15 protein-coding genes are annotated in these 19,706 nt (G+C 59.5%); 6 read left to right on the forward strand and 9 right to left on the reverse strand.

Annotation, left to right across the window (positions count from 1 at the left end; genetic code table 11):
• Positions 1-35 precede the first annotated feature (35 nt).
• Positions 36-1,331: a diguanylate cyclase gene (locus AB5Z09_RS20430; protein ID WP_123173034.1), complete on the reverse strand. Its 1,296-nt coding sequence runs from the start codon at positions 1,329-1,331 to the stop codon at positions 36-38.
• Positions 1,332-1,388: 57 nt separating this feature from the next.
• Positions 1,389-1,913: an endonuclease SmrB gene (gene smrB, locus AB5Z09_RS20435; protein WP_368196093.1), complete on the reverse strand. Its 525-nt coding sequence runs from the start codon at positions 1,911-1,913 to the stop codon at positions 1,389-1,391.
• A gap of 82 nt (positions 1,914-1,995) precedes the next feature.
• Between smrB and prmB the strand changes: the two genes are divergently transcribed.
• Positions 1,996-2,931 carry a 50S ribosomal protein L3 N(5)-glutamine methyltransferase gene (prmB, locus tag AB5Z09_RS20440; protein ID WP_236267394.1) on the forward strand — a complete coding sequence of 312 codons (936 nt, stop codon included), beginning with the start codon at positions 1,996-1,998 and terminating at the stop codon, positions 2,929-2,931.
• Positions 2,932-2,943: 12 nt separating this feature from the next.
• Positions 2,944-4,032 (forward strand): chorismate synthase, encoded by a 1,089-nt coding sequence (gene aroC / locus AB5Z09_RS20445; RefSeq protein ID WP_005333196.1) that lies wholly within the window; start codon positions 2,944-2,946, stop codon positions 4,030-4,032.
• A gap of 111 nt (positions 4,033-4,143) precedes the next feature.
• On the opposite strand, the gene AB5Z09_RS20450 is transcribed toward aroC, so the two are convergent.
• Positions 4,144-4,974 carry a substrate-binding periplasmic protein gene (locus tag AB5Z09_RS20450; RefSeq protein WP_368196094.1) on the reverse strand — a complete coding sequence of 277 codons (831 nt, stop codon included), beginning with the start codon at positions 4,972-4,974 and terminating at the stop codon, positions 4,144-4,146.
• Between the two features lie 348 nt (positions 4,975-5,322).
• On the opposite strand from AB5Z09_RS20450, the gene AB5Z09_RS20455 reads away from it, so the two are divergent.
• Positions 5,323-6,723 (forward strand): DEAD/DEAH box helicase, encoded by a 1,401-nt coding sequence (locus AB5Z09_RS20455; RefSeq protein ID WP_005333194.1) that lies wholly within the window; start codon positions 5,323-5,325, stop codon positions 6,721-6,723.
• 119 nt (positions 6,724-6,842) lie between these two features.
• Here the strand turns inward: AB5Z09_RS20455 and AB5Z09_RS20460 are convergent, their stop codons facing one another.
• The 5 genes from AB5Z09_RS20460 to cra form a co-directional block, all read right to left on the reverse strand.
• Complete coding sequence (locus AB5Z09_RS20460; protein WP_368196095.1) at positions 6,843-7,493, reverse strand: hypothetical protein; 651 nt, start codon at positions 7,491-7,493, stop codon at positions 6,843-6,845.
• A gap of 116 nt (positions 7,494-7,609) precedes the next feature.
• The gene (locus AB5Z09_RS20465; protein ID WP_005360405.1) at positions 7,610-7,996 is read right to left on the reverse strand and encodes an MAPEG family protein; all 387 of its coding nucleotides are present in this window, start codon (positions 7,994-7,996) and stop codon (positions 7,610-7,612) included.
• A gap of 224 nt (positions 7,997-8,220) precedes the next feature.
• The gene (locus AB5Z09_RS20470) at positions 8,221-8,778 is read right to left on the reverse strand and encodes a hypothetical protein (RefSeq protein WP_335831162.1); all 558 of its coding nucleotides are present in this window, start codon (positions 8,776-8,778) and stop codon (positions 8,221-8,223) included.
• A gap of 252 nt (positions 8,779-9,030) precedes the next feature.
• Positions 9,031-10,224, reverse strand: coding sequence for an aromatic amino acid transport family protein (locus tag AB5Z09_RS20475; RefSeq protein WP_047435317.1), 1,194 nt, complete (start codon positions 10,222-10,224; stop codon positions 9,031-9,033).
• A 558-nt stretch (positions 10,225-10,782) separates the two neighbouring features.
• Positions 10,783-11,769: a catabolite repressor/activator gene (gene cra, locus AB5Z09_RS20480; protein ID WP_368196096.1), complete on the reverse strand. Its 987-nt coding sequence runs from the start codon at positions 11,767-11,769 to the stop codon at positions 10,783-10,785.
• A 296-nt stretch (positions 11,770-12,065) separates the two neighbouring features.
• Between cra and fruB the strand changes: the two genes are divergently transcribed.
• Genes fruB through fruA form a run of 3 tightly spaced genes read left to right on the forward strand, consistent with a single transcriptional unit; the run spans position 12,066 to position 15,876 of the window.
• Positions 12,066-13,166: a fused PTS fructose transporter subunit IIA/HPr protein gene (fruB, locus tag AB5Z09_RS20485; RefSeq protein WP_368196097.1), complete on the forward strand. Its 1,101-nt coding sequence runs from the start codon at positions 12,066-12,068 to the stop codon at positions 13,164-13,166.
• Positions 13,166-14,155, forward strand: coding sequence for a 1-phosphofructokinase (gene pfkB, locus AB5Z09_RS20490; protein WP_368196098.1), 990 nt, complete (start codon positions 13,166-13,168; stop codon positions 14,153-14,155). Before fruB ends, pfkB begins: the two co-directional genes overlap by 1 nt.
• Complete coding sequence (gene fruA, locus AB5Z09_RS20495; RefSeq protein WP_368196099.1) at positions 14,152-15,876, forward strand: PTS fructose transporter subunit IIBC; 1,725 nt, start codon at positions 14,152-14,154, stop codon at positions 15,874-15,876. Before pfkB ends, fruA begins: the two co-directional genes overlap by 4 nt.
• A gap of 727 nt (positions 15,877-16,603) precedes the next feature.
• Here the strand turns inward: fruA and rne are convergent.
• Positions 16,604-19,678, reverse strand: coding sequence for a ribonuclease E (gene rne / locus AB5Z09_RS20500; protein WP_368196100.1), 3,075 nt, complete (start codon positions 19,676-19,678; stop codon positions 16,604-16,606).
• Between the last annotated feature and the right edge of the window lie 28 nt (positions 19,679-19,706).

Genomic DNA, 19,706 nt, shown 5'->3' on the forward strand with positions numbered 1-19,706 from the left:
TTAGCAGTGTCACCAGAGGGCAGGGGCGTGCGTCCTTAAGTCGGCTCCTGCTCCTCTTTGCGGCAGCAGTTGCGCCCCTGCTTTTTGGCCAGATAGAGGGCGGTGTCGGCTCGTCTAACCATCTTCTCTACAGTGTCATGGCTGCCCTTGCTGGCGCTGATCCCGATACTGATGGTGAGGGAGATCTCAAGAGCCCCGTCCAGTGCATGGTGCTGGGATTCGATGGCGAGCCTGATCCGCTCGGCGCTGGCCCAGGCGAGCTCGAGGGAGGTTTCCGGCAGCAGCACGATAAACTCTTCGCCACCCCAGCGACCCAGCATGTCCACCTCCCGCAGCTGTTTGCTGATCCGTTTCACCAGACTCAGGATCGCCAAATCCCCCTGCTGATGGCCAAAGGTGTCGTTGACTTCCTTGAAGTGGTCGATATCGATCAGCAGCAGGCTCATGGTATGGCCGAAACGCTGGCAGCGCTGCATCTCGGCGTTGACCAGCTCGTTGAAGCGGCGCCGGTTGGCAATGCCGGTGAGGGGATCCGTGGTAGCGGCAACCTTCAACTCCTCCACCAGTCGGGCTCGCTCCGAGATATCCCGCAAGATGGCGGTCATCTCGGTGGTCGGGCCCAGATTGATCTTGGCGATGGTCACCTCCAGCGGAAATTCGCTGCCATCGCGGCGCAGCCCCATCACCGAGGCGCGGGCATGCATCGGGCGCGAATTGATGGGGGAGCTGCTGAAGGCTTTGAAATAGGTCTCGTGATTGGCGCGAAAACGCTGGGGAAGCAGGGTTTCCAGCCGCTTGCCGAGATAGCTTTCGTCGATGCCGAACATCTCGCAGGCGGCTGTGTTGATAAGCTCGATGCGTGACTCGCTGCTGACACTGATGATGCCGTCATAGGCGGAGTTGACCACTGCCTCGAAGCGACGGCGACTGGTGGTGAGCGCCTCTTCCAGCTGCATCCTGGCGGTGATGTCGATGGCGGTGACGATGATCCGGTTGATCCGTGTCTGCTCGGGGATGATCGGGGAGAGAATAAAGCGCCACCAACTGGTGCGCGAGAGGCTGTCGATGGGCAGCTCGCTCTCGAGCCCGGTCTGCATGCGCACACATTCGTGCATTGGCGGCTCGATGGTATTGGTGATGTAGCGGGGAAACATCTCGCTCAGCTGTTTGCCAATGCTGCCAAGGACATCCAGCTCGAACGCCTTGGCAAAGGTATCGTTGGCAGAGACCAGCACAAAGTGATCATCCTTGTCGAGGCTGAACACCGCTACGGCAGCGCCGATGGCGTCGAGAGATGACTTTATGTCGGCATGGGAACCCTGTGTAAACATGCGACCTCCACGGCGAATAACATATTGATATTCAGTATAGTGTGGTCGTTTGGCTAACTACTCTTCGATATCCAGCAACACCAGAATGGCGCTGTCGCCGCCCCATTCGCGGGGGGCCTGATGGAAGGCGCGAACATTGGGGTGCTGGGCCAGCCAGCTGGGAATGCGCTCCTTGAGAATATGTTTGCCGATGCCGTGCATCACCGAGGCGACGTGAATGTTCTCTTTCTGGCAGAGGGTGAGCAGGGCGGCCAGCTCCTGTTTTGCCTGCTGCTGATTCATGCCGTGCAGATCGAGATAGATCTCCGGCGGATAAATGCCTCGCTTGAGCTTTTTCAGCTCGAATTTTGACACATCTTCCCGCACGTAACGGGTCGGCCCATCATCGTCGAGATGGGGCTGATACTCATCGCTGAAATAGTGGTCAACCCCAAGCTTTTCGCGGGTTTCGCGCAATTCGCGTTTCTGCTTGACCGGGCGTAACTCGGCCCTTATGGTATCTTGCTTGATTTTCCGGGTACCTTTTATCGCATCGCGGAACAGCAGGGTTTCCTCGTCTGTCGGTGAGGGCGTTTTTTTCATCAGATGCTCATGTATTAGGTATGCGTCTTGCCCGCAACGTAAACGGGGCTCGGGCCGGATATTACTCGACTTGGAGGTGGATTTGGACAAGATATTTATCGATGAGGTGGTTGCCGAGATGCACACCATCCAGGACATGTTGCGTTGGGCCATGAGTCGTTTCAACGACGCCGGGATTTTTTACGGTCATGGAACCGACAACGCCTGGGATGAAGCTGTGCAGCTGGTACTGCCCGCGTTACATCTGCCACCGGATGTAGACCCGGCCATGCGCCACTCCCGTCTCACCAGCAGCGAGCGTCACCGTATCGCCGAGCTGATTATCCGCCGCGTACAGGAGCGGGTACCGGCTGCCTACCTGACCAACAAGGCCTGGTATGCCGGTTGGGAGTTCTACGTGGACGAGCGGGTGCTCATTCCCCGTTCTCCCATTGCGGAGATGGTGGCCAACCGCTTCGCGCCCTTCCTCAAACATGAACCGACCCGGATCATGGACTTGTGCACTGGCTCCGGTTGCATCGCCATCATCATGGCCCACGAGTTCCCGGAAGCGGAAGTCGATGCCATCGACATCAGCATTGATGCGCTGAACGTGGCCGAGCGCAACATCAACGATCACGGGCTGGAGCAGCAGGTCATTCCGATCCGCTCCGATCTGTTCCGCGATCTGCCGGCGGGCGACAAGTACGATCTCATCGTCTCCAACCCGCCCTATGTGGACTCCGAAGATATGTCGGATCTGCCGGACGAGTTCCGTCACGAGCCCGAGCTGGCGCTGGCGTCCGGCTCCGATGGTCTCAAGCTGACCAAGCGTCTGCTGGCCCATGCGGCAGATTTCCTCAAGGATAACGGCGTGCTGGTGGTCGAAGTGGGCAACAGCATGATCCATCTGGAAGCCCAGTTCCCCGAGATCCCCTTTACCTGGGTTGAATTCGAAAACGGCGGCCACGGCGTCTTTGTGATGAGCCGTGACGAGCTGGTGCAGTATCAGGATCATTTCGCCATCTACAAGAACTAAGCAGGAGCGCGCATGGCAGGGAACAGTTTTGGTCAACTCTTTCGGGTCACTACCTTTGGCGAGAGCCACGGCCTGGCGCTGGGCGCCGTGGTTGATGGCTGCCCGCCGGGGCTGGAGATCAGCGAGGCGGATCTGCAGGGGGATCTGGATCGGCGAAAGCCGGGCACTTCCCGCTACACCACGCCGCGCCGTGAGCCGGATGAGGTGAAGATCCTCTCCGGGGTGTTCGAGGGCAAGACCACCGGCACCTCCATCGGGCTGCTCATCGAGAATACCGATCAGCGCTCCAAGGATTACTCCGACATCAAGGATCTGTTCCGGCCGGGTCACGCTGACTACACCTATCACCAGAAGTATGGTCAGCGGGACTATCGCGGCGGTGGTCGCTCCTCGGCACGCGAGACCGCGATGCGGGTAGCGGCGGGGGCCATTGCCAAGAAGTACCTGAAACAGGTGCATGGCATAGAGATCACCGGTTTTCTCTCCCAGCTCGGTCCCATCAAGGCTGAGGCGTTTGACGCGGTGCAGATTGAGCAGAATCCCTTCTTCTTCCCCGATGCGGGCAAGCTGGAAGAGCTCGATCAATACATGCGTGACCTGAAAAAAGAGGGCAACAGTATCGGTGCTAAGGTGCAGGTCATTGCGCGCAATGTGCCGGTGGGTCTCGGTGAGCCGGTGTTTGATCGCCTCGACGCCGACATTGCCCATGCCATGATGGGCATCAATGCGGTGAAAGGGGTGGAGATCGGTGACGGCTTTGCGGTAGTGGAGCAAAAAGGCTCCGAGCATCGCGACGAGATGACCCCGGCAGGCTTTGCCAGCAACCATGCGGGCGGCATTCTGGGTGGGATCTCGTCAGGTCAGGATATCGTTGTAAGCATGGCGCTCAAACCGACTTCCAGCATCACTGTGCCGGGCAAGACCATCAATACCGAAGGCGAGGCCATCGAGATGATCACCAAGGGTCGTCACGATCCTTGTGTCGGCATCCGCGCCGTGCCCATCGCTGAAGCCATGCTGGCACTGGTGTTGATGGATCACCTGCTGCGCCATCGCGCCCAGAACCAGGGGGTGTTGACCCATACCCCGCAGCTGCGCTGATCGCTGTTGCTGCTTATCGACTGATCACCATCAGTCAGGAGATCAAGTTCGACAATACCAAAAAGGCGACCTTCGGGTCGCCTTTGCTATTTCAGGTGGCGGCTTATCCCGTTATTGCTTGCGGAGGGTGCGGGTCAGCAGATCCGCGGCGCCCGGATCGGCATTGAGGCGACACCTGGGGGGTGAGAACTTGTTGTGGGGTTTGGGCAAGGCATGAATGGCCTCGTTGACTTTGAGGATCTGTTCTTCGCTCACGCTGTTTTTGGCAAACATCAGGCTGACCGGCTGGTGGTGTAGCAACAGTTGGCAGCTGATAAACTCTTCGGCCCCCAGCTGGGCCAGCCGGTAGCGGGCATATTGCCACTCCATGATGATGCCATCGAGGCGGCGGGCCAGCAGCAGATCGATCATCCGCTCATCGGCGTTGTATTCGGTCGCCATTTTAAGCGCCGGGCAGCTATCCATCTGATGCATGGGGCGGGTGCCGCGCAACTTGCCTATCTTGAGCCCTTTCTCGTTGCACAGCGCGGGCAGATTATCGAGCTGCGCCCAGCGATCCTGATGGCCGGGAATCGGGTCATTGCTCAGCAGCACATAGGCACTCTGGCGGTAGGGGGTCGAGAAGCGGGCATAACTCTGGCGCTCCGGCAGAGAGAGGGCGGCCATCGCCACATCCAGCTGATCGTGTTCTACCAGATGCAGTGCCCGCGCCCAGGGAAGCTCGCGAAACTTGGGGGCAAAGCCCGCCTGGGTGAGGATCTGGCGGGTCAGGCTGACATCCAGCCCATCCAGCTCACCCCGGTTGTTGATTTGGCTGAAGGGGGGCCAGTGGCTCCAGGCCACGGTCAGAGTCTGACTGGCCTGCAGCGCAGGGCTTAGCAGCAGAAGCAGCAGGCCAATCCTTGCCTGCCAGCTGCCGCGGGGACGATATGGCGTGGTCATAGCTAAACCTCGTTATTGTGTTCTTTTATCCCGTGCTTTTGCCCTGCGAGCCATGCCTGCGAGGGCTGATATTGTGTTGCCAGTTAATAGTGTGGTGCGTGCTACATCAATCAACGGGATTATTCGGGGGGCAGGAGGGGGATTTTCTGTTCGTGCTGGGAGGAGCATCACATTTTTCTCGTTTATCCCGGGCAACTCCGTTAGACTGCGCCTCTATTCTTTCCCCTTTGCTCTGCTCCCCGGGGAAATCGTTGTTTTCTCAATAGGCCCAGATCTTGTGAGATGGCATCGGCTCAGCAGAGGAGCCCCACCACAAATCCCCGGCGCCCCTATCTCTAGCAGGTAATTATGAGTTTTACTTCCCTCGGTCTGGCCGAACCCTTGTTGCGTGCCGTTGCCGAACAAGGCTACGACACCCCGTCTCCCATTCAGCAGCAAGCGATCCCCGCCGTTCTGGCTGGCCGCGATCTGATGGCGGCGGCCCAAACAGGGACCGGCAAGACCGCAGGCTTTACCCTGCCGATGCTGCAACGTCTGATGGAGAGCAAGCGCAAGGTGTCTCCGAACCGCATTCGTGCGCTGGTGCTGACCCCGACTCGCGAGCTGGCCGCCCAGGTGGGCGAGAGTGTGCGTAACTACGGCAAACACCTGCCGATGCGCAGCCATGTTGTCTTCGGCGGCGTCAGCATCAATCCGCAGATGATGGCTACTCGCCGTGGTCTGGACGTGCTGGTGGCCTGTCCTGGCCGCCTGATGGATCTTTACAACCAGAACGCCGTCAAGTTCGACGAGGTGGAAATCCTGGTACTGGACGAAGCGGATCGCATGCTCGACATGGGCTTTATTCGCGACATCCGCCGCATCCTGGCCCTGATGCCGAAGAAGCGCCAGAACCTGCTCTTCTCCGCCACCTTCGCCGACGAGATCCGCGAACTGGCCACCGGTTTGCTGGATAACCCGGCGGTGATCGAAGTCGCCCCGCGCAACAGCACTGCCGAGCGTATCGAGCAGCTGGTGCATCCGTGCGACAAGGCCAACAAGATCGCGCTGCTGAGCCATCTGGTCACCAGCAACAACTGGCAGCAGGTACTGGTGTTCACCCGTACCAAGCACATGGCCAACCGTGTTGCCGAAACCCTTGACAAGAACGGCGTCAGCGCCGCCGCCATCCACGGCAACAAGAGCCAGGGTGCCCGTACTCGCGCACTGGCCGGTTTCAAGGATGGTAGCGTCAAGGTGCTGGTGGCGACCGACATCGCCGCCCGTGGTCTGGACATCGACAAGTTGCCGCAGGTAGTCAACTTCGAGCTGCCGAACGTGGCAGAAGATTACGTGCACCGTATCGGTCGTACCGGCCGTGCCGGTGCTGCCGGTCACGCCATCTCCCTGGTCGCGGCCGATGAAGGCAAGCTCATCAAAGCCATCGAGCGTCTGACCAAGCAGAACATCCCGTGCGAGCAGGTAGCCGGTTTTGAAGCCTCCCGCGAGACCTTGGACAACATCGCCCGTGGTATCGGCGCGCCGCTGCGCAAAGAGCCTCGTGATCCGAGCGAGCAGCGCCGTGCGCCGCGTCCGCAAGGTCAAGGCCAGCGTCAGGGGGCCGGTCGTTCCGCCTCCAATGGCAATGCGGGTGGTGCACGTACCGGTAACGGTGGCAAGCCCAAGCCGCAAGGTGGTCAGCGTCCGGCTGATGGCGCTGGCAAACCGGCTCAGGCCCGTCGTCCACGTCGCTCTACCCACAACCAGTAAGCGGCTCGGGAGCTTGACTCCCCAGCTGTGCGGTTGACTGAAAAAGCCCTGCCAATCTGGCAGGGCTTTTTGTTTTTTCAGCCATGCAATCGGCACTGTGTGGTGCAGCGAGAGCAACGCTAGATGGCGGAGAGGTACTGCTTTTGCATCGCCAGCCAGCGGCCGTTATTGATAAACGCCAGCTGTACCTTGAGCAGGGCCGCAATTTCCGCCCGGTGCTTTTTATCGAGGTAGAGAAAGACCTGCTCTTTGGTGATCTTCTGCCAGGGGGATGCCAGTGCAGGTTGAGAGGCGGGGCGCATCTTGATGAGCCAGTTCACTTTGCCTCGATGCAGTTGGGCAAGCCCCTGCTTCTCATCGTTCAACCAGATGACCTGATAGTTACCGAGGAAGCGCTCGCACCACTGGATGCCACGCAGGCAGCCAATCACGGTACCCTTGGCAGGGGGCCAGCTCGGGTTATCCCTTGGCTGACCATAAATCGCCGCCTCCGAGATGGGGGCACTGATCTGCAGCAAGTGGGGATAGGTCTCATCAAAGCCCTTGATCCGGGCCATATCGCCATCGACGGCATGCTCTGCCTCAATCAACTTTTCGCAGCGGGCATAGGTGCAGGGGATCAACTGAAAGTCGATGCCGGCCCGGCCAAACCAGTCATGAATAAAAGGGCGCAATATCGCAGTGTGTTCGACCGCTGCCGCCAGCTTTAGCGGGGTTGCGTGGGCAACGGGAGTCAGCCCGACAAGCAGTAACCAGCCAATCCACTTCATATAGCACTCCTGAATCGGGCTTGTTCAAGCAGAACTGTTGCGACTATCTGTGCAGTGAAGAATAGCCGATTGGGATGGCTGCCAGACCGCTTCGCCAGCTATTCGTAACGGCCGGGTCAGGGGAGCAGCGCAGTGATCAGGATATGGACGGTGCTCACCAGGATCACAGTGAAGGTCAGCCCCATTCCCGCCACCCGATAACGGAAGTTCTCCGGCGTGCGGCTCATGCCAAATGCATGGCAGAGGCGGCCAAGCAGCAAGGCAATCCCCAACAAATGAACCAGCCAGGGGGCATGGCTGCCGGTTTCAACGAAATAGACCAGCAGCAGGGCGAGGGGGACATATTCGGCAAAGTTGGCGTGTACCCGCATGGCCCGCAGCATGGCGGGATCATCGCCATGGCCGAGTGCCACCTTGCGACTATGGCGGGTGCGAATGGTACGAATGCTCAGCAACACAAACAGCAGCGCGAGCAGGGCCGCGTAAACAGGCAGTATGGTCATGGTATCTGGCTCCTTGTGTGATGATAACGAGTGGCTGGTGTTCAGAGACGCGATATTGCTCGGCATCTCAATGGTTTGCCTTGAGGGTAGCAGCAAACTGCTTTAGCACGACCGTCATCTATTCACTTGCCATCTGCCAAGCGCAGGCGCAAAAAAACAGCCCTGCCGAGGTGGCAGGGCTGTTTTTTGATCATATTGATGGTGGGCAGAGCAGGGCCCCGTCATTACCCCTCATAAGGGAGGGAGGAGTGGTGCAGCACGATGCGCACCTTGCCATCATCCCCCTTCTTGAAACCCCAAGTCTTGTCGACAGTGGTCTCCTTGTTGTCGCGATCCACCAGATGCACCTTGCCCATGGTCAGCGCCATGTCGCCGTTGATATAGACGGCGGCATTGTCATAGCGATAGCTCTGCCAGTTTTTCAGGGCGAACCCTTTGTCGGTGGGGTAGGCGCTGTTGTTGCCGACAAAGTAGGCCAGCGCCCCCTCGCGGTTGGTGCGAAAGGTCTGCTCGCCACCGGCAAGGGTGGGTTTGAACAGCACCGGCCCTTGCTGGTAGCCATAAGCCCTGTCGAGCACCGACTCGGCGGTCGCCTTGGCGCGCTCAATCCCACCGGCGCGATAGTCATCGCTGATCTTGATAAGCGCCGCGCCCCAACCATCCTGCGCGGCCTTGATCTCCGCCTCGGTAATATTGTTGTTGGCGATTTCGGCTGCGCTAAGTGCGCCGCTGGCGGCAAGCAGGACGAGGGCAAGGGTGCTCTTCTTGAGGTGCAACATCATTGTTTTCAAACTCCTGATAGCGATAAACGAGCGGGCAGTGTAGCGAAGGGGCATGAACGGTTTTTGAACTGATTATTCAGGGTTGTGTAGTAAAAAGGTCGGTATATAGCTGAAGGTTTGGGTGTTTGTTTGGTAAGGGGCGCTCTCTTAATTAATGGTGGATGCCTGTATCCAATTGATTTCTTTTCCAACAAAAAGCCCCGTCAAGTTAATTGGCGGGGCTTGGCTATTTGGGGCGTTTAGTATCGGGGATTACAGCGCTGGCAGCATTCCAAGGCTGACGCTGATCTGGACGCCGACGATCAGCACGCCCATGGCGGCGGCCACTCCCAGCGCCACTACGCCACCCGGGGCGCGGTAGTGGTGGGCTGGCGCCTGTTTGCGGCTCTGCCACACCAGCGCCACCGGCAGCAGTACCGCGAGGATCGCCAGCGCAATGGCGGCGTAGCCCAGCGCCATGATAAAGCCCTGCGGGAAGTAGAGTGCAAATAGCAATGGCGGCACAAAGGTGATGAGGCCAGTCTGGGTGCGGCCCTGCCAGTTGTCCTTGCGGCGGGTTACCTTGGCCATAAAGTCGAACAGCCCCAGCGTTACCCCGAGGAAGGAGGTGGCGAGCGCCAGATCGGCAAACAGGTGCATCGCCTGATTAAACGCAGGCCAGCTCACCAGCTTGCCGACGTTGGCCAGCAGGCTGTCCAGTGCACCGCCGGTTTGCAGCAGGGCTTGCTGGCCGAGCAGACCGAGGATCGCCACCTGCCACAGCACGTAGAGGATCAGCGGCAGGGCTGAGCCCCAGACAAAGACCCGACGCAACTGCTTGGGGCAGTCACCGAGGTAAAGCATCACGCTCGGAATGGAGCCGTGAAAGCCGAACGAGGTGAAGATGACCGGCAGGCCCGCCAGCAACAGGCCCTGACCCAGCGGCATCGAGAGCAGATGCTGACCTTCGGTGCGGGGCAGCAGCAACGCCAGCACCACCACCATAATCACCAGTTTGACGGTGAACATCAGCCGGTTGAGGTAATCCACCGAGCGGGTGCCGACACAGACCATGCCGCCAAACAGCAGGGTAAAGGCCCAAGCGGCCTGCTCTTGGCTGAGGGTCATGCCTGCATCGGCCAGCGCCTGTGCCAGCAGGCTGCTACCGCCGCTGATGTAGGCGGAGGCCAGCGAGTAGAACAGCATCAGGATACAGAAGGAGGCGATGCGCTTGCCCCAGGGGCCGAGCAGATGATCCGCCAGCTGGTGCAGGTACCACTTGCCGGTGTTGAGGCTTGCCTCTACTTGCAGCATGGCGGTGAAGGCCATCAGGGCCCACAGGCCGACCATCAACATCAGGGTGGCGGGGCCGCCGAGGGAGGAGGAGGCCAGCGGCAGGGCCAGCATGCCGGCACCTATGGTGGTACCGGCAATCAACAGGGTACAACCCAGAGTTTTGGTATTCATGTTATCCATCCGAACGTAGCGGTGTCAGTGCAAACAGGCGATGTCAGCAGTGACGTCAACAAGAGGGGGCCAATTGGCGTTATCAGAAGGTGCCTCCGGTGATAGGGCCGGAGGCTAGCAATATCGGAACGGGAACATCTGTACCTAAAACCTGTCAGTTGTAAAAGATGGTTGCCACGTTAGCGGATCAAAATAGCGGAAACAACCCCTTTTATGCGGATCTTGTGCTGGCTGGTGGCAACAAGTGGAAATAAATGATGACAGTGATGGCTAATTGCAGAAAAAGGCACCGAAAAAATGACTGGCAGGGGCTATTGATACAGGTCAGCCAAGTGGTTGCAGCACGCATGGGGGAGTGCCTTGTCGTGGTATTGGCGTTTAGTTGCGGGGTGAAAGGAGTGTGGAGGCCGGTTGTTTAGTCGGGCAGACGGTAGAGAAAGCAAAGCGGGCGGGTAGGGTTGTGGGGAAAAACAATAAGGCTGCCAATCCTGGCAGCCTTATTGTCATCTGTTCGCTTTACCCACCCATTGACAGCAAATCGGGTCTGCAACGGTCAGGTTAGCGACGGCGCTTGAGGGTGCGGCTCACATAGTGCAGCCCGCTCTGGTAGTCGCCGTTCACCGCCTTGAGCGCTAGCTCCAGCGCCTGGTTGGCCAGCGCGTCGTGCTGCTGGGGCAGGGAGTTGATGCCAAAGGGGAGGAAGTCGAGCAGCCGATCGTCCCCGAAGGTGGCCATGGCGAGCTGGCTCATATCGATCTCTTGCTCCAACAGGTAGTCGAGTACCCCCTCCATCAGGATATAGGAGGTAGTGATCAGCGCTTCGGGCAGTTGACCCAGCTGCTGGTGCAGATCTTTGATCAGGCGATACCCCTCAAGACGGGAGAAGTGATCCCCCTCACACAGGTGGCGAGCTGCGCGATGACTGGCGACCGCCTGCTCGAAACCCGCTTTTCGCTCCTGACTGATCGTGAGTGCTGGCAGCGCGGTGATCAAGGCGATATGGCGCAAGGTCGGGGTGAGCAGGGAACTGGTGAGATCAAAGCTCGCTTTCTCGTTTTCACTGGCGACGGTGACGAACTTGTCGGCGGCCATCGCCCGGTCGATGGCGAGGATCTGGCTGCCTTGCGCCTGCAATTTGCCGTAGAAGGGGTCGTCCGGCGGCAGGCAACTGGCCACCAACAGGGCATCCACATGACGGCTCACCAGCATCTGGGCCAGCTCTTTTTCGGTAGCGGGCTCATCTTCAGAGCAGACGATCAGCAGCTGATAGCCCTGCGCCCGCGCCCCCTGTTCCAGCCGCTTGGCCAGCTTGGCGTAACTGGCGTTCTCAAGGTCGGGCAGGATAAAGCCGAGGGTCTTGGTCTGGCCGCCGCGCAGGGAGGCTGCGCGGCTGTCAGGCTGGTAATTATGGGCGGTGACCACGGCCATCACCTTGTCGCGGGTGGCCTGACTGATGCGGTATTGGTCGGCCTTGCCATTGATCACATAGCTTGCCGTGGTGCGCGAGACACCGGCGAGGGCGGCGATTTCATCCAGTTTCATCATATTGGCTCTGTTTGAGTTGCAAGGCCCACGGTCACTGCCGGGTGAGGGCACCGAAAAGTGTGCGCGGGATCATATCATTGAAAAGCACTCTTTGTGGGTACTTGATCAATTCGCTGAAACGATTCAGTCTGAGTGTAAGTGAAACGATTCAGCCTGTCAGCAACCAAGAGACCCAGTGGCCTGAAAATCGGGCCCCGATCACAGTGAACCGCGATCGGGTCTATTGTCAGCTGGCGAGTTACCCGAATGTTCAATTGTGACGTACCGGCGCGGCCGGAACCTGATGGAGAGTCTCTATGTTGAAGTTGGCGCGAGAGCAGATCTTGCTGGGACAGTCGGTGGCAACCAAGTCGGACGCCATTGCCCTGCTGGCAGGCAAACTGACCGAAGCCGGTCTGGTGGAAGCGGGCTATGTGGATGGGATGCTGGCCCGTGAAGCGCAGCATGCCACCTATCTTGGCAGCGGCATCGCCATTCCCCACGGCACCACCGATACCCGTCATCTGGTGAAGTGCACCGGCGTCATGGTGGCCCAGTTCCCCAATGGTATCGAGTGGGACGAGGGGCAGATCGCCTATGTTGCCATCGGTATCGCCGCCAAGTCCGACGAGCATCTGGGCATTTTGCGCCAGCTCACCCATGTGCTGGGTGATGAGCAGGCGGCAACCCAGCTCAAAGAGGCCACCGACGCCGACACCATCATCAATATCCTGACTGGCGCCACTGCCGCCAAAGAGGTGCAATACCTGAGCCTGGCTGACTTCCCGGCCGATGATCGCGACCAACTGCTGCTGGGAGCAGCCGCCCGCGCCAAGTCTGCGGGCTGGGGCGATGCCGCCATGGTGAGCGCGCTGCTGGCAAGCGAACCTGCCTATCTGGGCGAGGGCGTCTGGTTGGCCCGGGCGCAAGCGGCCCAGACTGGCTGGGTGCTGGCAACGCCCAGCAGCGAAATTCGCGCAGGGGAGCTGCCGGTCAGCGCCATGCTGCTGCTGTGCGCCGCAGATAGCAGCCATCTGCCGCAACTGGAGAATCTGGCCAAACTGGCGGCTGCTGGTCAGCTGGCAACGCTGGCGGGCGGCGAGGGGCTGGCCATGCTGCAAGCGGGCCCCGCGAGCGGTCTTTCCGAAACCTTCACCATCATCAACCCCCACGGTCTGCACGCCCGCCCGGGCGCCATGCTGGTCAAGGTGGCCAAAGAGTTTGAATCAGACATCCGGGTTGCCAATCTGGATGGCAGCGGCGAGGCAGTCTCCGCCAAGAGCCTGATGAAGGTGATCGGCCTTGGGGTCAAGTGCGGGCATCGTCTGTCGTTTCGCGCCGAAGGGGCAGATGCCGAAGCCGCCCTCAAGGGGATCGGTGAGGCCATCGCCGCTGGTCTCGGCGAGGGGGCGCATTGATGAAGATTGTCACCATTACCCTCAACCCCGCCCTTGATCTCACTGCTCGCCTTGAGGCGATGAGCCTGGGTGAGGTGAATCTGGTGAGCGAGGCTAACCTGCGCGCGGCGGGCAAGGGGATCAACGTCGCCATGGTGCTCAAAGATCTGGGCCGCGACGTGGGCGTGACCGGTTGGCTGGGCGCTGACAATGAACAGAGTTTTGTCTCCCTGTTTGCCGAGCGAGCGCTGGATGATCACTTTGTCCGTGTCGCGGGCAGCACCCGCATCAACGTCAAGATCTCCGAGCAGTCTGGTCGGGTCACCGATCTCAACCTGCCGGGGCTCACCATCCAGCAAGGGGAAGTGAGCGCGCTGGAGCAGGCCATCGACGAGTTGGCACCTCACGCCGACTGGTTCGTGCTGGCAGGCAGCCTGCCCAAAGGGGTGGCTCCCGATTACTGCGCCCATCTGATCCGTCTGCTCAAGGCCAAGGGCAAGCAGGTGATCTTTGATTGCAGCGGCGCGGCGTTAAGCGAAGGGATCAAGGCGGCGCCGACCCTGGTCAAACCCAATCTGGAAGAGCTGAGCCAGTGGGCGGGGCGCCCCATCAAGACCCTGAGCGAGCAGGCCGAGTGTGCCCGCGCGCTGCAGGCAAGCGGCATCCCCAACGTGGTGATCTCCAACGGCGCCGATGGCCTCATCTGGTTTGCCCCGGATGCCGTCTGGCAGGCCATTCCGCCGCGGATGCAGGTGGTCAGCACTGTGGGTGCTGGCGACTCGTTGGTAGCCGGTCTCGCCCATGGTCTGAGCCTTGGCTGGGCGCCGGAGCAGACCCTGCGGCTGGCCACCGCCGTCTCGGCACTGGCGGTCAGTCAGGTGGCGGTCGGTTTTAGCGATATCAGTGTGCTCAACCCCTTACTTGAACAGGTGCGCGTAGAGCGTCTGGATGCGCTGGCACCGGTTCAGTGCAATACCCCTTCAATGGAAAACTCAGGAGATGCCCAATGAAAGCAATCTTGGTTACGGCTTGCCCGGCGGGCATTGCCACCAGCTTTCTCGCTGCAAAACGGATAGAACAGCAGGCCAAACTGGCTGGCTGGGAACTCACCCTCGACGTCGGCTCCAGTGTGCAACCGCGCCAGAACCCCTCAAAAGAGCAGATTGCCGCCGCCGACCTGGTGCTGGTTGTCGCCAGCGCTCCGGTGGATCTCGCTGCCTATGATGGCAAGCGGGTCTATCAGGGCAGCATGGATCTCGCGCTGCAGGATCCGGCTGCCTTGCTGGAGGCCGCAACCAGCGGTGCCAGCCTCTATCGTCATCAAGCCGCTCCCGCAGCAGCTAAACCCGCCGCCGCTGGCAAGCGCATCGTCGCAGTCACCGCCTGCCCGACCGGGGTGGCCCACACCTTTATGTCGGCAGAAGCGCTGGAGACCATGGCCAAACAGCTGGGTTATCAGATCCGCGTCGAGACCCAAGGCTCGGTCGGTGCCCAGAATGCCCTGACCGTCGAGGAGATTGCCGCTGCCGATCTGGTATTCCTCGCCACCGATATCGAGGTGGACATGGCCCGTTTCGATGGCAAGCCGGTCTATCGCACCAGCACGGGCGCGGCGCTCAAGAAAACCCGCGCCGAGCTGGACAAGGCTTGGAGTGAGGCGAAAACCTATCGCCACAGCGGTGCCAGCCAACCCAAGAAAGAGGAAAAAGCCGGCCCCTACAAGCACCTGTTGACCGGCGTCTCCTTCATGCTGCCCATGGTGGTGGCGGGCGGCCTTATCATCGCGCTCTCGTTTGTGTTCGGTATCGAAGCGTTCAAGGTGGAAGGCACTCTGGCCGCCGCTCTGATGAAGATCGGTGGTGGCTCCGCCTTTGCCCTGATGATCCCGGTGCTGGCCGGTTACATTGCCTACTCCATCGCTGACCGCCCGGGTCTCGCTCCCGGCATGATCGGCGGTATGCTGGCAAGCTCGCTGGGTGCCGGTTTCCTCGGTGGCATCGTGGCCGGTTTCCTGGCCGGTTACAGCGCCAAGTACCTGAGCGACAAGGTGCGCTTGCCGACCACCCTGGAAGCGCTCAAGCCCATCCTGATCATTCCGTTGGTGGCCAGCCTCTTTACCGGTCTGGTGATGATCTACGTAGTGGGTGGTCCGGTGGCTGGCATCATGAATGCCATGACAGAGTTCCTCAACAACATGGGCTCTGCCAACGCCGTGCTGCTGGGTGTCATCATCGGCGCCATGATGTGCTTTGACATGGGCGGCCCGGTCAACAAGGCGGCTTACGCCTTCGGTGTCGGCCTGCTGGCCTCCAAAACCTATGCCCCCATGGCTGCTGTGATGGCCGCCGGTATGGTGCCGGCACTGGGGATGGGAATTGCCACCTTCCTGGCCCGTACCAAGTTCATCAAGGCGGAGCAGGAAGCGGGTAAAGCCTCCTTCGTGCTGGGTCTGTGCTTTATCTCCGAGGGGGCCATTCCGTTTGCCGCCAAGGATCCGATGCGCGTTATCCCGGCCTGTATGGTGGGCGGCGCCCTGACCGGTGCACTCTCCATGCTGTTTGGCTGCGAGCTGATGGCGCCCCACGGCGGTCTGTTTGTGCTCTTCATCCCGCATGCCATCAGCAACGTCATGATGTATATCGTGGCGATTGCCGCAGGCTCGCTGCTGACCGGTGTTTCCTACGCCATGCTCAAGCGCGGCGAAGAGCAGGCCAAGCTGGCAACAGCCTGATAGTTAGTTCTCAATAACAGAAAATGTTCAATGCCGCCCGGTTGCAAAGCCGGGCGGCATTTTTATATGCCTTTTAAACAGAATCCTTGAGCAGCGGTTACTTAGGTTTCGCATATCAGGGCCAAATACTTAACTCTATGGGGAAGGGCCGTAACCAATATCCCGTGTATAGATTGTGCTGCCGCTAGGATAGGGGGAGCTGGCTAGTTCTCGGAAAGCAAATCTATATCAACCGACTGTTACCTATATGTGCATCGGTGTAGATGCAACCTGAGTTGATCATCAGTTGAACAAGACCTGAGGCAGGTTTGCTTTATGTCGAACCTCCCCATTTCTGCGAAAGGAGGATTCAGGTTTCGGTACAACCGAATGCCCTGGTTGGCAAGTATGCATTGAACCAGAGGGTTCCATATCAAATGGATCTTGAACCCCACACCAGAACATTGTAGATCGTCATATATACAACTTTTTGTATGCCAACAAACAAGATTTTACACAGACAAACTCAATTCGCATCATGCTGAACATAGAAGTAGAAAATGGACTTTCTCTGTTACGTCAAAAAGTAAACACGAGTTAGCGCAGTGTTCAATGATAGAGAGATAACAGACAAAGTGGCTTTGCAGAACATGGGTATTAATGTGTCTGTGAGTGCACAGGGGAAAAGAGAAATAAAAAAGCCACACCGGTTGGTGTGGCTTTTGTTTAGGGGGTCAACCCGGGTTGCTTAGGGGCGACCGGCCGGGCAGGTGGCCACGTTGACGGCGGCAGTGCTGCCACCATGACGACCTGATGTGCTCACTTCGTTGCGTACCAGCGGCGGGTAGTTAACCGGCTCACGAGCAGGCAGGGCAGGGGCTTCGGCAGGGGTTGCCATCGGGGCGGATGCTTTGCGGGCACGAGCCAGCAGGCCAGCACCGTGAGCTACCTGTTTGGTCACGACCGGAGTCTCTTCCACCGCAACAGCAGCGACAGGAGCCGGGGCTTCGACAACCGCAACTGGCATTTCGACTGCAGCCGGGACAGCTTCCACGACAGGAGTGCTGACAGCAGGGGCTTCTTCAACCACCGGAGCAGTTTCAACGACTTCAGCAGCCGCCACGTCGACAGCCGGAGCGGCGACAACGGCAACTTCCGGCTCTGCTGGCACCTCGACAACCGGGCTAGCAGTCACATCGGCTTGAGTTGCTTCAACCTGGGCAGCAGCCTGCTCGGCAGCTTCTTCAGCAACGGCTTCGACAACCACATGCTCGGTCAGTGCAGCAGAGGCTTGCAGGGCAGCAGCGACGGCTTCAGCGCTCGGGATGGTAACAACAGGCACTACCGGCTCTTCAACCTGCGCTTTGGCAATATCTGCCTGGGCTGCGGTGGTCAGAGTTGTGGTATCTTGCTGTTCTTCGTCACGCTGGCTGCGGGCATCTTCGTTGATGCGCTTGCGGCGCTGACCTTCGATACGCTGGCTGCGCGGAGTGCGGCGTGAACGGCGCTGGCCTTCACTCTGCTCTTCCTGCTCGTTACCCACGGTGGCATCGATCACTTCAGCTTGCGCTGGTACTTCGTCAACCGGCAGGGCAGGGGTGTCAGCAGCGGCGACATCGACGCGGATCTGCTTGCGCAGTTGGCGACGTTCGCGGCGCTCGGCCACTTTCTGCTCTTTCTCCTGACGTGGCTGGACGGCAGTTGCATCAACGGCATCTACCGCTTCAACAACGACTTCGGCGCGCGGCTCACGGGGAGCACGAGGTTCACGGGCTGGACGTGGCGCACGTTCCTGGCGCGGCTCGCGAGGTTCGCGCTCCTGACGGGGTTCACGTTCCATGCGCTGTTCGCTACGCACCTCACCACGGGCTTCACGCTCCTGACGAGGCTCGCGCTCTTTGCGGGGACGGCGATTGCGGTTTTCACCGGCTTCGCGGTTGCCACCTTCACGCTTCTCGCCAGCTTCCGCATTGTTGCGGTTGCCACGATTGTCGTCACGACGAGGACGCTGACCACGGCCACGACCTTCTTCGCGCTGGTGACGTTGGCCCTCTTCCTTGCGTGCTTCACGAGCTGCTGGTTTCTCGGCGGGCGCTTTCACGTCGGCAGGGGCTGCATCGCTGCTGAACAGGCCGGTAATGCCTTTGATCAGCTTGCTGAAGAAGCCGGCTTCGGCAGGGGCCGCAGCAACGGGTGCCGCCGCTTGTTGCGGTGCAACAGGGGCCGGTTGTGCAGGTTGGGCAAAGCCTTGCAGTAGCGGTTGCTCACGCTCGATCACCTGAGCTTGCTTCGGTTGGTAGACCGGCTTGGCAATCTCGGTTTTCAGCTCGTAGCTGGCCGCTTCCGGGATCTCGTTCTGACGAATGCGAGTCACTTCGTAGTGCGGGGTTTCCAGATGCTGGTTCGGAATGATGTAAACACGCACATCATTGCGCTGTTCAAGACTGGCGATTGCGGCACGCTTCTCGTTAAGCAGATAGGCGGCAACATCCACCGGCACTTGGCCGTGAACCTGCTCGGTGTTGTCCTTCATGGCCTCTTCTTCGATGAGACGCAGGATGGACAGGGCGAGGGATTCGTTGTCACGGATCACGCCTTGACCCTGGCAACGGGGGCAGATATGGCTGCTGGACTCGTTGAGGGAGGGGCGCAGACGCTGACGAGACATCTCCAGCAGACCGAAACGGGAGATCCGACCCAGCTGGATGCGGGCACGATCCTGATGAACTGCTTCACGCAGACGGTTTTCCACTTCGCGCTGATGGCGAACCGGCGTCATGTCGATGAAGTCGATTACGATCAGGCCACCCAAGTCGCGCAGACGCAATTGACGGGCAATTTCGTCGGCGGCTTCCAGGTTGGTTTGCAGCGCAGTCTCTTCGATATCGCCGCCCTTGGTGGCGCGGGAGGAGTTGATATCGATGGAGGTCAGTGCTTCGGTCGGATCGATAACGATGCTGCCGCCGGAGGGGAGGCGCACTTCACGTTGGAAGGCTGATTCGATCTGGCTCTCAATCTGGAAGTGGTTGAACAGGGCAACTTCACCCTTGTACAGCTTCACACGGTTGAGGAAATCGGGACGTACCAGCTCGATATGGGCCTTGGCGCGTTCGAAAATCACCGGGTTGTCGATCAGGATCTCGCCCACATCGCGACGCAGATAGTCACGGATGGCACGCACGATGACGTTGCTCTCCTGGTGGATCAGCACCGGCGCAGCGCGCTCCTGAGAGGCCTTGTGGATGGAGTCCCAGTGGTTGAGCAGAACGTTCAGATCCCACTCCAGCTCTTCTGGCGACTTGCCCACACCTGCGGTACGTACGATCAGGCCCATGCCTTCCGGCACGGTCAATCCGCTCAGGGCTTCTTTCAGTTCAGTCCGCTCATCACCCTCGATGCGGCGGGAGATACCACCGGCACGGGGGTTGTTGGGCATCAGTACCAGGTAGCTACCTGCCAGGCTGATAAAGGTGGTGAGGGCTGCACCCTTGGTGCCACGCTCTTCCTTGTCGATCTGGACAATAACTTCCTGACCTTCGCGGACCACTTCTTTGATGTTGGGACGACCCTGATAGGAGTAACCGGAGGGGAAGTAATTGCGGGCGATCTCCTTCAACGGCAGGAAACCGTGGCGCTCGGCGCCGTAGTCAACAAAAGCAGCTTCAAGGCTGGGTTCTACGCGGGTGATCTTACCCTTGTAAATGTTCGCTTTCTTCTGCTCGTGTCCCGGACTTTCAATATCCAAATCGTAGAGCTGTTGTCCGTCAACCAGCGCTACGCGCAACTCCTCTTCTTGAGTTGCGTTGATAAGCATTCTTTTCATTGAGTTCTCATTATTGTGTCATTTTGAT

This window comes from Aeromonas sp. R2-2, assembly GCF_040908355.1.
Classification (GTDB): Bacteria; Pseudomonadota; Gammaproteobacteria; order Enterobacterales; family Aeromonadaceae; genus Aeromonas; species Aeromonas veronii.